The organism is Bradyrhizobium sp. Leo170, assembly GCF_004296405.1.
Lineage (GTDB): Bacteria > Pseudomonadota > Alphaproteobacteria > Rhizobiales > Xanthobacteraceae > Bradyrhizobium.
Genome location: NZ_PSRR01000273.1, coordinates 1 through 11,620 on the forward strand (window position 1 = coordinate 1; position 11,620 = coordinate 11,620).

The 11,620-nt window shown below is 63.2% G+C and carries 11 protein-coding genes; 3 read left to right on the forward strand and 8 right to left on the reverse strand.

What is annotated here, in order from left to right:
- Positions 1-2,159 (forward strand): TonB-dependent receptor (locus tag CWO89_RS32495; RefSeq protein ID WP_130582582.1); only part of this gene is annotated, 2,159 nt, incomplete at its 5' end.
- Between the two features lie 195 nt (positions 2,160-2,354).
- On the opposite strand, the gene CWO89_RS32500 is transcribed toward CWO89_RS32495, so the two are convergent.
- The 4 genes from CWO89_RS32500 to CWO89_RS32515 are packed head-to-tail and all read right to left on the reverse strand — an operon-like array spanning position 2,355 to position 5,571.
- Complete coding sequence (locus tag CWO89_RS32500) at positions 2,355-2,867, reverse strand: GNAT family N-acetyltransferase (RefSeq protein ID WP_130582583.1); 513 nt, start codon at positions 2,865-2,867, stop codon at positions 2,355-2,357.
- Between the two features lie 48 nt (positions 2,868-2,915).
- Positions 2,916-3,893, reverse strand: coding sequence for a glycosyltransferase family 2 protein (locus tag CWO89_RS32505; protein WP_463702770.1), 978 nt, complete (start codon positions 3,891-3,893; stop codon positions 2,916-2,918).
- Positions 3,893-5,038: a hypothetical protein gene (locus tag CWO89_RS32510; protein ID WP_130582584.1), complete on the reverse strand. Its 1,146-nt coding sequence runs from the start codon at positions 5,036-5,038 to the stop codon at positions 3,893-3,895. The genes CWO89_RS32505 and CWO89_RS32510 overlap by 1 nt, the downstream gene beginning before the upstream one ends.
- Positions 5,039-5,094: 56 nt before the next feature.
- Positions 5,095-5,571: an NUDIX domain-containing protein gene (locus CWO89_RS32515; RefSeq protein ID WP_165421420.1), complete on the reverse strand. Its 477-nt coding sequence runs from the start codon at positions 5,569-5,571 to the stop codon at positions 5,095-5,097.
- Between the two features lie 145 nt (positions 5,572-5,716).
- Here CWO89_RS32515 and CWO89_RS32520 point away from each other — a divergent pair, with 145 nt between their 5' ends.
- Positions 5,717-6,604 carry a metallophosphoesterase family protein gene (locus CWO89_RS32520; RefSeq protein ID WP_130582586.1) on the forward strand — a complete coding sequence of 296 codons (888 nt, stop codon included), beginning with the start codon at positions 5,717-5,719 and terminating at the stop codon, positions 6,602-6,604.
- A 5-nt stretch (positions 6,605-6,609) separates the two neighbouring features.
- Here CWO89_RS32520 and CWO89_RS32525 read toward each other — a convergent pair whose 3' ends face one another.
- The 3 genes from CWO89_RS32525 to CWO89_RS32535 form a co-directional block, all read right to left on the reverse strand.
- Positions 6,610-7,170 carry a hypothetical protein gene (locus CWO89_RS32525; RefSeq protein WP_130582587.1) on the reverse strand — a complete coding sequence of 187 codons (561 nt, stop codon included), beginning with the start codon at positions 7,168-7,170 and terminating at the stop codon, positions 6,610-6,612.
- 211 nt (positions 7,171-7,381) lie between these two features.
- On the reverse strand, positions 7,382-7,591 hold the full coding sequence (locus CWO89_RS32530) for a DUF4170 domain-containing protein (protein WP_027581316.1): 210 nt from the start codon (positions 7,589-7,591) through the stop codon (positions 7,382-7,384).
- A gap of 25 nt (positions 7,592-7,616) precedes the next feature.
- A complete protein-coding gene (locus CWO89_RS32535) occupies positions 7,617-9,254 on the reverse strand; it encodes an isocitrate lyase (protein WP_130582588.1) in 1,638 nt (545 codons plus the stop codon).
- Between the two features lie 222 nt (positions 9,255-9,476).
- On the opposite strand from CWO89_RS32535, the gene CWO89_RS32540 reads away from it, so the two are divergent.
- Positions 9,477-10,922 (forward strand): helix-turn-helix domain-containing protein, encoded by a 1,446-nt coding sequence (locus CWO89_RS32540; RefSeq protein WP_130582589.1) that lies wholly within the window; start codon positions 9,477-9,479, stop codon positions 10,920-10,922.
- 194 nt (positions 10,923-11,116) lie between these two features.
- On the opposite strand, the gene CWO89_RS32545 is transcribed toward CWO89_RS32540, so the two are convergent.
- Entirely contained in the window at positions 11,117-11,365 is a 249-nt protein-coding gene (locus tag CWO89_RS32545) for an iron oxidase (RefSeq protein WP_130582590.1), read from the reverse strand.
- Positions 11,366-11,620 lie beyond the last annotated feature (255 nt).

Here is an 11,620-nt window from a genome sequence, read left to right on the forward strand (position 1 = left end):
ATCGCGAGCGCGTGGCCCAACAGCCGCAGCCCGCGCCGGCCGCGCCGCCAGCGCCACAGCAAGGGGTGCTGCAGGTCGTGACTGATCAGTTCGCAACGGTCACCGTGGTGCCGAACGAGGAAATCCGCCGTGAGGGCACCGCCCAGCTCGGTGACCTCCTGTTTTCCAAACCGGGCATCACCGGCTCAACCTTTGCGCCGGGCGCTTCGAGCCGGCCGATTATCCGAGGCCTCGACGTCAATCGCGTTGGAATCATCGAGAACGGCAATAACGCCGGCGGCGCCTCGGATCTCGGTGAGGATCATTACGTGCCGGTTGATCCGCTTGCCACCAACCAGGTCGAGGTCATTCGTGGTCCGGCGGCGATGCGTTACGGTTCGACTTCGATCGGTGGCATCGTGAGCGCGACCAACAACCGCATTCCGGACGCCCTTCCCTCATGCGCGGCCCCGCCGTTCCAAACCTACGGCCTACCGGCGAAAGCGCCGCTGGCTGGCGCGCCTTCGTCACCTTGCGTGAACGTCGAGACGCGAACGGCAATAAGCTCCGTCGATCGTGGCGTCGACGGCGGCATCCTGCTCGATACCGGCGCAGGCAATTTCGCGTTTCACGCCGACGCCTTTGGTCGCAAGGCCGGCGACTACAACATCCCCAGTTATCCTTACCTGTTCGACCAAACCAGACCGGTCAACGGGCGGCAGCCGAATTCAGCCATGCAGGCGGATGGTGCCTCGATCGGCGGCTCGTATATCTTCAATGGCGGCTTTATCGGCGCTGCAATTACCCAAAACGATTCACTTTATCACATCCCTGGCATCGACGGCGCCGACCATCAGACCCGGATCGACGCACATCAGACCAAGATCACCGTGAAGGGCGAATACCGGCCGGATGCAGCGGCCATCGATGCAATCCGTCTGTGGGCCGGCGCGACCGACTACAGGCACAACGAGATTGGGCTGGCCGATCCAGCCGATCCATTCAGCGACGGTGTACGCCAGACCTTCACCAACAAGGAGCAGGAAGCCCGCGTCGAGGTGCAGTTGATGCCGTTCAACGCGCGCTTTGCCGACGTCACCACCGCGTTCGGCCTGCAGGGCGGCCACCAGGAATTGACCGCTCCGAGCCCGGACGACCCCGGCTCGCTGTTCAACGGCCTGTGGAATCCGAACAACAACAACCGTATCGCCGGCTACGTCTTCAACGAGTTCAAATTCTCCGAGACGACCAAGGCGCAGATCGCCGGCCGTATTGAGCATGTCGAGCTGCACGGCTCGACGCCGAATTTTCCACCCGACTTCTTGCCGGACGGCAATCCGCAATTCAACATCGCCCGCAATCCGTCCTTTACGCCGAAGAGCGGCAGCATCGGGTTGATCCAGGACCTACCCTACGGTCTCGTCGGCAGCATCACCGCGCAATATGTCGAGCGCGCGCCAAAACCCGCCGAACTGTTCTCACGCGGCCCGCATGACGCCACCGCCACCTTCGATATCGGCAATCCCAACCTGACGATCGAGACCGCGAAATCGGTCGAGATCGGCCTGCGCAAGGCGACCGGACCATTCCGCTTCGAGGCGACCGCCTACTACACCCATTTCGACAACTTCATCTTTCGCCGGCTCACCGGCGTGATGTGTGACGAGGACTTCAATTCCTGCGGCGCGCCCGACGGCGAATTGAACCAGGCGGTCTATTCCCAGCGCAACGCCACCTTCCGCGGCGGCGAATTCCAAAGCCAGCTCGATATCGGGCCGCTCTATAGCGGCATCTGGGGCATCGAGAACCAGTTCGACATCGTCCGCGCCACCTTCAGCGACGGCACCAACGTGCCACGCATTCCTCCGATGCGCGTCGGCGGCGGCGTCTACTGGCGCGACGACAACTGGTTCATGCGCGTCAACCTGCTGCACGCGTTTGCACAGAACGACGTTGCTCCGATCGTGGAGACGCCGACGGCGGGCTACAACCTGCTGAAGGCAGAGGTCAGCTACAAGACCACGCTCGATCCGTCCTGGTTCGGCGCACGCGAGATGACGGTCGGCCTCGTCGGCAACAACCTGCTCAACGAGAACATCCGCAACTCCGTCTCCTACACCAAGGACCAGGTGCTGCTGCCCGGCATCGGCGTCAGGGCCTTTGCGAACCTGAAGTTCTGAGCCGGCTCCCTTCCCTCTTCCACGGCTCGTGGGAGAGGGAGGAACGTACCTAGAGCATTTTCGGTTCTGATTGAATCAGCACCGAAGCTCTAGATCCTTGTTTTGACGCGTTTTCTACGCAGATAAGTCTACGCAATCTCCGTAAACTTGATTGCTATGCGAACCGGTGCCCACTTCGCTCGAAAACGCTCTAACCTACCGCGCCTTGCTCCAATCGGGACCGATCGGTCCGGAGACGTCGGTGAAAGCGCCTTCCACAAGTTCGGCCACCAGCAGGCGGTTGTAGTCGACCGGACCGGGCATGGTCGCCCTGCCCTTCGGGATCACCTTGAAGCCGACGCGGCTGTAATAAGGCTCGTCGCCGACCAGAATCACGAGGCGGTGCCCTTTGGCCTTGGCATCGGCGAGCGCGCGGTCGAGCAACGCGCGGCCGACGCCGCGGTCGCGGAACGGCGGCTCCACCGTCAGCGGGCCCAGCATCAAAGCCGGTGTGTCGCCGATCATGACGGGCAATTGCCTGACCGAACCGACCAAAAGTGTGCCGATGCGCGCGGTGAAGGACAGATCGAGCAGATGGTCGACATGCTCGCGCAGCCGATAGGCGCTAAGCACGTAGCGGCCGGGCCCGAACGTACGTTCGTGCAGGCGCTCGATCGCCTGGGCGTCGTTCGGCGCTTCCGGCAGGATGGTCAGCGACAAATCACTCATGGTGAGGCGCGGGATAGCACCTGGATCGGGCGCGGTCCATCGCCCGCGTCATTTCTTGTCAATGGCCGGCTGCGACAGGTAGGCGAGCAGCTTCATCTCGCGGCGGCCGCGCGTCACCGTGTCAAGCACCAGCCCTGACGAGACCGACAGCATCGCCACGATCATGAGGCCGGTCGACAGCACCGCCGTCGGCAGCCGCGGCACGATACCCTCCTCGATGAAGGTGATGATGATCGGGATCGCCAGCACGATCGAGATCAGCGCGAGGACCACCCCGATGCCGGTGAAGAACCGCAGCGGCTTTTCCGAGCGGTAGAGCCTCAGGATGGTTCCGAGAATCCGAAACCCGTCGCGCCAGGTATTCAGCTTGCTGACCGATCCCTCCGGCCGGGCATAATAGGGCGTCTCGATCTCGCCGACCGGCAACGCCAATTCCAGCGCGTGGACGCTGAGTTCGGTCTCGATCTCGAAACCGTCCGACAGCACTGGAAAGGACTTGACGAAACGGCGCGAGAACACGCGATACCCGGACAGGATGTCGCGAAAAGCGTGGCCGAACACGGCGGAGAGGAAGCCGGTCAGCATCCGGTTGCCGGTGCGGTGGCCCCTTCTATAGGCAGCGGCGGATTGATCGATCCGAACGCCGACCACCATGTCGAGATGATCGTTCACCAGGGCTTCGATCATGCGCGGGGCACTCGGCGCGTCGTAGGTCGCGTCGCCGTCGACCAGGACATAGATGTCCGCGTCCACGTCGGCGAACATACGCCGCACCACATGTCCCTTGCCCTGGCGCCGCTCGCTGCGGACCTCTGCACCGGCGGCACGCGCGATCTCGGCGGTACGGTCGCGCGAGTTGTTGTCATAGACGAAGATCTGCGCCTGCGGCAGCACCTTGCGGAAATCGGTAACCACGGTACCGATCGCCGCTTCCTCGTTGAAACACGGCACAAGCACCGCGACGCGCAATGCGGAAGCCGTCATTGCCACCGTCGCTGAACAAGCCGTGACATCCTCGCCCCCCATCAGGCACTCGCTTTTTGCGGCGCGCCAAAATCATCCGCGAGCTTCGGCGCCCAATGATCCAGGGTCGCGAACAACAGCGTCCACAATGACAGCATGACGATCGGGATCACGTAATAGGGCGTGAAGACGGGATGGCTCATGAAGAAGATCAGGTTGATGACGAGGTTGAGCGCGATCACGGCGACAATCTGTCGTGTCGCCACGCGCCCCCCGGACCGCCACAGCGCCACCACCCAGGCGATCGCAATCAGCAGCAGCGGGAATTGTGCATCTCGCACATATTGTAGCAGGACGGACGCATTCAATTCCGGCGGCACCGCGTCGACACCGCCATAGGTGGTCGAGAACGGGCTTCCCGCATTGATCGCGTTCGCGATCAGTGTTGGCGCCATGCCAATCAGGAACGCGATGCCGAACGAGAGACCCTGCCAGAAGGTATTCATGTTCCGTGCACGCAGGAAGGCGACGAGGAAGAACACCGCATAACCTCCCGCGAGAAGCAGGTTCGGCAGGCGGAAATTGACGGAAAGGCCGATCAACAAGCCGACCACCGCGGCAATCAGGATGCGACGCGCGCCTGCACTAGCGAACAGCCGCGCGGTCAGGAAGCCGGTCAGCGCGCAGACGACCATGGTCGGCGCCACGGAATAGCTTGCCTTGGTCGGATTGATCATCAAATAGAGCGCCACGATGCCGAACACGCCGGCGAGCACGACAGCGGAACGCGTGACAGCGCGGGCCAGGGCAAGCAGCGCAAGCCCGAAAATCGCGATCGACGCGGCGGCATAGAGCGGGATCACCTGAAAGCCCGACGGAAACAGCGCGAGCACGAAGCCGGTGCCCGGCGGATATTGCAGCACGACCTTGTTCAACGCCGCCGTGAAGGTATGGCACGGCAAAAGCGCGGGATCGCCGGGATCCGGGAAGTTGATCTCCTGGAGCTTGCGCAGCATGTAGCGGTCATCATCCCTGGCGATGTTCGTGTCCAGGCCGCTTATGCCGAAGCGCTGGAACAGATGCGCCTGGCGGAGGTAGCAGATGTCATCATAGACGCCGCGGCTTTCGTTCCATTTCGAGATTGTCCAGATGTTGCTGATCAGGATCAGCAGCAAGACGACGCCGAAGGCGGTTTTCAATTGTTTCATCCAGCCCCTGTCGCGGCGTTCGATCTTTAGGACGCGTCTTCTAGCACAAGCCGTCGCTAGCGCCATGTGGCGATCGGCGCCCCGCCGCCGAGCACTTCGGCGATCCGCAGGCGGGTGCCGGGCGTGGTGTCGGCGGGCAATGCCGCCGGATCGAAGAAACCGGTGTCCACGATCTCATGGTTCGGCTCCGGCAGGCGGTCCTGGCGGTACTGCCTGATGACATAGACCGCGACATGGTCGCGGCGGGAGACATGGCTGTTGAGGAAGACGCCGTGCAGCACCGGGGTGCCCACAAGCTCGATGCGCCCCTCCTCCTCGAGCTCGCGCCGCAGCGCTTCCATCAGTGTCTCGCCGACCTCGACGCCCCCGCCGGGCAGGTACCAGCCGCTGACATAGCTGTGCTTGACCAGGAACACCTTGTTCTCGTGATTGAGCACGACCGCGCGCACGCCGAGCGTCATGCCGCGGGCCAACCGAAAATAGAGATGGAACACCCGTCTGAGCTGCGGCTCGTAGCGCTTGCGCAAATCCATCAGGATCGTCACGAAAACCTCGACTGGAACGACAACGACGTTTGATCCTTGCGCGGAAGGCGCCCGCTTGCCAATAGAATGCGGACCATCAGGGAATGACCATGCCGCGGCTGTATATCACGGACAGGCCAACAGGGACGGAATGATGGCGGCGTTTCGGTTGGCGCATCTGTCCGATCCGCATCTGCCGCCGTTGCCGGTGGCGCGGCTGCGCGACCTCGCGGGCAAGCGCGCCTTCGGCTATCTGAACTGGACCCGCAACCGTCACAAATACCATCGCCGCGAGGTGCTGGATGCGCTGGTGGCGGATTTGCAGGGGCAACACCCGGATCACATTGCGATTACCGGCGATCTCGTCAACCTGGCGCTGGAGACGGAGTTCAAGCCGGCGCGTGCCTGGCTCGAGAGCGTCGGCCCGCCGGATCGCGTGACCGTCGTTCCCGGCAATCACGACGCCTATGTGCGCGCGACGCGGCATCGCTTCGCCACGACCTTCGCCGACTATCTGCGCGGCGATGGCGCAGATGGCGCCGCGCTGTTTCCGTTCCTGCGCCGGCGCGGCCCGGTGGCCCTGATCGGGACATCCTCCGCGGTGCCGACGCCGCCCTTGATGGCGACCGGATGGCTCGGCCACGCGCAGCTCGCAAGCCTCGAGCGCATGCTGGCGGAATTGTCGACCGAGGGCGCCTTCCGCGTGCTGCTGGTCCACCATCCCCTGCATTCGGATGCGCGCGTCAAACGGTTGACGGACTCGCACAAGCTGCTCGATCTCATCAAGCGATACGGCGTGGAATTGATCCTGCACGGCCATGACCACATCCATTCCACGATGTGGTTCGACGGGCCGAGCGGCAAGATCCCGGCGATCGGCGTGCCCTCGGCTTCGGCGCTGCCCCGCCATCATTATCCGGCGGCGGCGTATAATCTGTTTTCGATCGAGCGCGACGGCAATGCCTGGCGCTGCGAGCAAGTGGTGCGCGGGATCGGCGACGATTTGCGTGTCGGGCGTTTGAGCGACACGCGGCTGGCGTGAGGCCGCTAGAGATTGTCCAGGCTCGCGAACAGCGCCAGCGCGAACAGCGCGAGTGCGCCGAGGATGAAGCCGAGCAGGAACATCCCGAATCTGCCACGGCGGCGCTGCGGCTTCTCGGCGGTCACGGGCTCCGCCGCCTTCGGGCTCGCCACCATCGCATGCTCGCGCTCGATCATGCGGCGGGCGACATAGTCGGTGACGGCATCCACGATGACCGGCACGTCGTGCGATTCGGCGAGCACGATGCGGCCGAAGCGGGTGTCCTGCACGAAGCGGTAGATCCGCTTGTCGCGCCCCATCACGACATGGGCGACGACGTCGATCCACAGCCGCGGCGTCTCGCCCTGGCTGATGCCGCGGTCGAACAGGTCGACCTTTTCCGGCACCTGCGCGAACAAGGGATCGAGCGCCTCGTTCAGGATCTCCAGCCGCGCGACCTCGGCATCGCGCAACTCGACGACGACGCCAGTGCGATCCGCGGCCTCGATCCGGGCCTTGCGCAAAGCTTCGCGCAGCGTCGGCCGCATATCGCTCGCGGCATTGCCGGTATTCTGGGCGTCCGACATCCCTTGCGGCCTCGTCCTGACGGGTTCTACCGGATTAACCTATCAGTAACCGTTACTTCCGCAAAGGCCGTTGGTTCCCAAGGGGTTATCGGGCGACTTATCCCCAAGGGGGCGTCAAGGGCTGTCCCGAAATCAGACAGCCCCACCCGGAAATCCGGATGGGGCCGTCCGTCCTTGGACGTCTTCTTCAACGCTGACCGTCGGCAGCCTGTCAGGCCGGGACGCGGGAGGGCTCTTCCACGATGGAGAAGCGTACGCCGGCCTTGTGGCGGTTTTCTTCCGACACTTCGCGCCAGCAGTCCTCCGCCTCCTTGCGGGTCTTGAACGGACCTTTGACCTGGGCCGAGCCTTCGACGAGCTTGTGGAAGTTCATCGAACCGAACTCACCGCCGATCACCCAGAAATTGCTGCCTTTGGTCATGATAGTCTCCTGATCGATTCCACCGTTAGCCGAACTGGTTCATCGTGTTGTGGGCGCCGCCCGCCTTCAGCGCGGCTTCACCGGCAAAATATTCCTTGTGATCGTCGCCGATATCGGAGCCGGCCATGTTCTGATGCTTGACGCAGGCGATACCCTGGCGGATCTCCTGGCGCTGAACATTCTTCACATAGCCCAGCATGCCCTGCTCGCCGAAATACTCCCTCGCGAGATTGTCAGTCGACAGAGCTGCCGTGTGATAGGTCGGCAACGTGATCAGATGATGGAAGATGCCGGCGCGCTTGGCTGAATCGGCCTGGAAGGTGCGGATGCGCTCGTCGGCTTCGATTGCCAGCGGCGTGCTGTCGTATTCCGCCTTCATCAGCTCGGCGCGGTTGTACTTGCTGACGTCCTTGCCGGCTTCCTTCATCGCGTCGTAGACCTGCCAACGGAAGTTGAGCGTCCAGTTGAAGGACGGCGAGTTGTTGTAGGCCAGCTTCGCGTTCGGAACGACCTTGCGGATCCGATCGACCATCTTGGCGATCTGCTCGATATGCGGCTTCTCGGTCTCGATCCACAGCAAGTCGGCGCCGTTCTGCAACGAGGTGATGCAGTCCAGCACGCAGCGGTCTTCGCCGGTGCCGGGGCGGAACTGATAGAGATTGCTGGGCAGCCGCTTCGGACGCATCATCTTGCCGTTCTGGTTGATGATGACATCGCCGTTCCGAGCGTTGGCGGCCGTCACTTCCTCGCAATCCAGGAAGCTGTTGTACTGGTCGCCGAGGTCGCCGGGCTTGTGGCTCACGGCGATCTGTTGCGTGAGGCCGGCGCCGAGCGAGTCGGTGCGGGTCACGACGACGCCGTCTTCGACGCCCAACTCAAGGAACGCGTGACGGCAGGCACGAATCTTCGCCAGGAAGACCTCATGCGGCACGGTGACCTTGCCGTCCTGGTGGCCGCATTGCTTCTCGTCCGAGACCTGGTTTTCGATCTGCAGGGCGCAGGCGCCCGCTTCGATCATCTTCTTGGCGAGCAGATAGGTCGCTTCCGCATTGCCGAAGCCGGCATCGATGTCGGCGATGACGGGCACGACGTGGGTCTGGAAGTTGTCGATCTTCTCGATCAGCGCCTTTTCCTTCGCCTTGTCGCCTTCCTTGCGGGCGGCGTCGAGCGCGCGGAAGATATCGTTCAGCTCACGCGAGTCCGCTTGACGCAGGAAGGTGTAGAGCTCCTCGATCAGGGCCGGCACCGAGGTCTTCTCGTGCATCGACTGGTCCGGCAGCGGTCCGAACTCGGAGCGGAGCGCGGCGATCATCCAGCCGGACAGGTACAGATAGCGGCGATCGGTCGTGCCGAAATGCTTCTTGACCGAAATCAGCTTCTGCTGGGCGATGAAGCCGTGCCAGCACCCCAGCGATTGGGTGTACTTGGTGGGGTCGCCGTCATAGGCGGCCATGTCGGCGCGCATCAGCGCCGCGGTGTAGCGGGCGACGTCGAGGCCGGTCTTGAAGCGGTTCTGCAGCCGCATGCGCGCCACGGCTTCGGCGGTCACACCGTTCCACGTGTCCTTGGTCTTGAGGAGTGCTTCGGCGGCTTCAATCTCGCTCAGATAGGAAGCCGGTCCCTGGATCGCCCGGTCGCTGATCCCACGTGGCTGGTAGTTCATGTGCGTGCTCCTTTCGGTGACGACCAACCGCAGCGTTTGTCTCCGCTACTCTCGTCGATCGACATTCGTGACAGTGCATTGCGAAATGCGTTCAGGAGCTAAACGTGAAGCGCCACGATTAGTACAGATGGCTTGCATTCGAATGGTGATGTCATGTAACATCTGTTCTTGTGTGAAATGTTATTTTGTAAATTTTGTAAATAATAGGTCAGGAACGCTGCCATGCCTGCCGAGTCCGGAAAGAAGCTGTTTGTCGGCCCCCGATTCCGTCGGATCCGGCAGCAATTGGGGCTGTCGCAGACCCAGATCGCCGAGGGGCTCGGCATTTCCCCGAGCTACATCAACCTGATCGAGCGCAACCAGCGCCCGGTGACGGCGCAGATCCTGCTCCGCCTGGCCGAGACCTACGACCTCGACCTGCGCGACCTCGCGACCGCCGACGAGGATCGCTTCTTTGCAGAGCTCAACGAGATCTTCTCCGATCCCTTGTTCCGCCAGATCGACGTTCCCAAGCAGGAACTGCGCGACCTCGCCGAGCTCTGCCCCGGCGTAACGCACGCACTGCAACGGCTCTACGCCGCCTATACCGAGGCGCGCCGCGGCGAGACCCTGGTCGCTGCCCAGATGGCCGACCGCAACGAAGGCGCCCGCTTCGAGGCCAATCCGATCGAGCGCGTGCGCGACCTGATCGAGGCCAACCGCAACTATTTCCCCGAGCTCGAGACGGCAGCGGAGAATTTGCGCGACGAGCTGAACGTGGCCGCCGACGAGCTGTTCGCGGCGCTCTCCGCGCGGCTCCGCGAAAAACATTCGATCGTGACCCGGATCATGCCCGTTGACGTGATGCGGGAAACGCTGCGGCGCTTCGACCGCCATCGCCGGCAGCTCCTGATCTCCGAGCTGGTCGATACACCGAGCCGCACCTTCCAGCTCGCGTTGCAGATCGGGCTCGCCGAATGCGGCGGAAGCATCGATTCCATCACCGGCCGCGGCGGTCCGCTCGACGATTCGGCGCGCCGGCTCTACCGCATCACGCTCGCGAACTATTTCGCCGCCGCCGTGATGATGCCCTACCAGCCCTTCCTCGCCGCCGCCGAGGCGCTGAGCTACGACGTGCATGTGCTGGCGCAGCGCTTCAACGCCGGCTTCGAGCAGATCTGTCATCGCCTGACCACGCTGCAGCGGCCGAACGCGCGCGGCGTGCCGTTCTTCATGCTGCGGGTCGACAATGCCGGCAACGTGTCCAAGCGATTCTCCTCCGGGACGTTCCCATTCTCGAAATTCGGCGGCACCTGCCCGCTGTGGAACGTGCATTCGACCTTCGACACGCCGGACCGGCTGCTCAAGCAGGTGATCGAGCTGCCCGACGGCACGCGCTATTTCTCGATCGCGCAGATGGTGCGCCGACCGATCGCCCCGCACCCGCTGCCGCAGCCGCGCTTTGCGATCAGCCTGGGCTGCGAGATCCGCCACGCCTCGCGCCTGATCTACGCCGCCGGCATGGACCTCGAGAAGGCCGAGGGCACGCCGATTGGCGTCAACTGCCGCCTCTGCGAGCGCGAGAACTGCGCCCAGCGCGCGGAGCCGCCGATCACGCGCACACTGATCCTGGACGAGAACACGCGGCGGGTAAGTTCGTTTGCGTTTTCGAATGCGCGGGAGTTGTAACGAGTGCTCCGTGTTCGCTCCTCATCCTGAGGAGCGGCGTCTTCGCCGCGTCTCCGGACGATGCTACGCATCGCCGGGAGAAGGATGAGGCCGGCCGGTGGCCTCGCCCTTCGAGACGCCTGCTTCGCAGGCTCCTCAGGGTGAGGGGATAGAGGCAAGCGTGCGCGTTTACCCACCCTACGACTTCCTCGCACTCAATCCACCGCAGCAAATACCTTGCACCAGCCGTCGCGGCTGATGTCGCCGGCGACAACCCTGCACGATTTCGGTGCTTCGAAGAATGTGCACATGCCGCAGCTATAGATCCCGTTCGGCGTGTCCTGATAGCCGGCTTCCTGCAGCGTCATCTTTTCCGCCGCGTTCGCCCGCGACCTGCGCAACAGCAACGTGCCCGATGCGGTGCCGAGGAGCGTGCGGATGAGTTTTCGCCGCAACTGATCCATGCTGATCGCCTTCGATCGTCCCGTGATTACCGACGATCATAGTGAAGAGATCACGGCCCCAGCGTGGCGAACAAGCAGTTGCGGAACTACGTAGGGTGGGCAAAGGCGCGTCTATCGCGCCGTGCCCACCGTCAAGCACTCCACTCGTAATGGTGGGCACGCTTCGCTTTGCCCACCCTACGGCTTGCCGCGAGTTATGATTCAATTTTCAAACAGCGGAGGGGATGTGAGTCCGCGTTCTCGCGGCATGCATTG

Bases quoted from the DNA above. Each gene is read 5' to 3' on its own strand.
- CWO89_RS32525 (WP_130582587.1), bottom strand. From the start codon at position 7,170: ATGTCGGACGCCCAGAATACCGGCAATGCCGCGAGCGATATGCGGCCG.
- CWO89_RS32505 (WP_463702770.1), bottom strand. From the start codon at position 3,893: ATGGGGGGCGAGGATGTCACGGCTTGTTCAGCGACGGTGGCAATGACG.
- CWO89_RS32540 (WP_130582589.1), top strand. From the start codon at position 9,477: ATGCCTGCCGAGTCCGGAAAGAAGCTGTTTGTCGGCCCCCGATTCCGT.
- CWO89_RS32510 (WP_130582584.1), bottom strand. From the start codon at position 5,038: ATGAAACAATTGAAAACCGCCTTCGGCGTCGTCTTGCTGCTGATCCTG.
- CWO89_RS32520 (WP_130582586.1), top strand. From the start codon at position 5,717: ATGGCGGCGTTTCGGTTGGCGCATCTGTCCGATCCGCATCTGCCGCCG.
- CWO89_RS32500 (WP_130582583.1), bottom strand. From the start codon at position 2,867: ATGAGTGATTTGTCGCTGACCATCCTGCCGGAAGCGCCGAACGACGCC.
- CWO89_RS32515 (WP_165421420.1), bottom strand. From the start codon at position 5,571: ATGGATTTGCGCAAGCGCTACGAGCCGCAGCTCAGACGGGTGTTCCAT.
- CWO89_RS32545 (WP_130582590.1), bottom strand. From the start codon at position 11,365: ATGGATCAGTTGCGGCGAAAACTCATCCGCACGCTCCTCGGCACCGCA.
- CWO89_RS32530 (WP_027581316.1), bottom strand. From the start codon at position 7,591: ATGACCAAAGGCAGCAATTTCTGGGTGATCGGCGGTGAGTTCGGTTCG.
- CWO89_RS32535 (WP_130582588.1), bottom strand. From the start codon at position 9,254: ATGAACTACCAGCCACGTGGGATCAGCGACCGGGCGATCCAGGGACCG.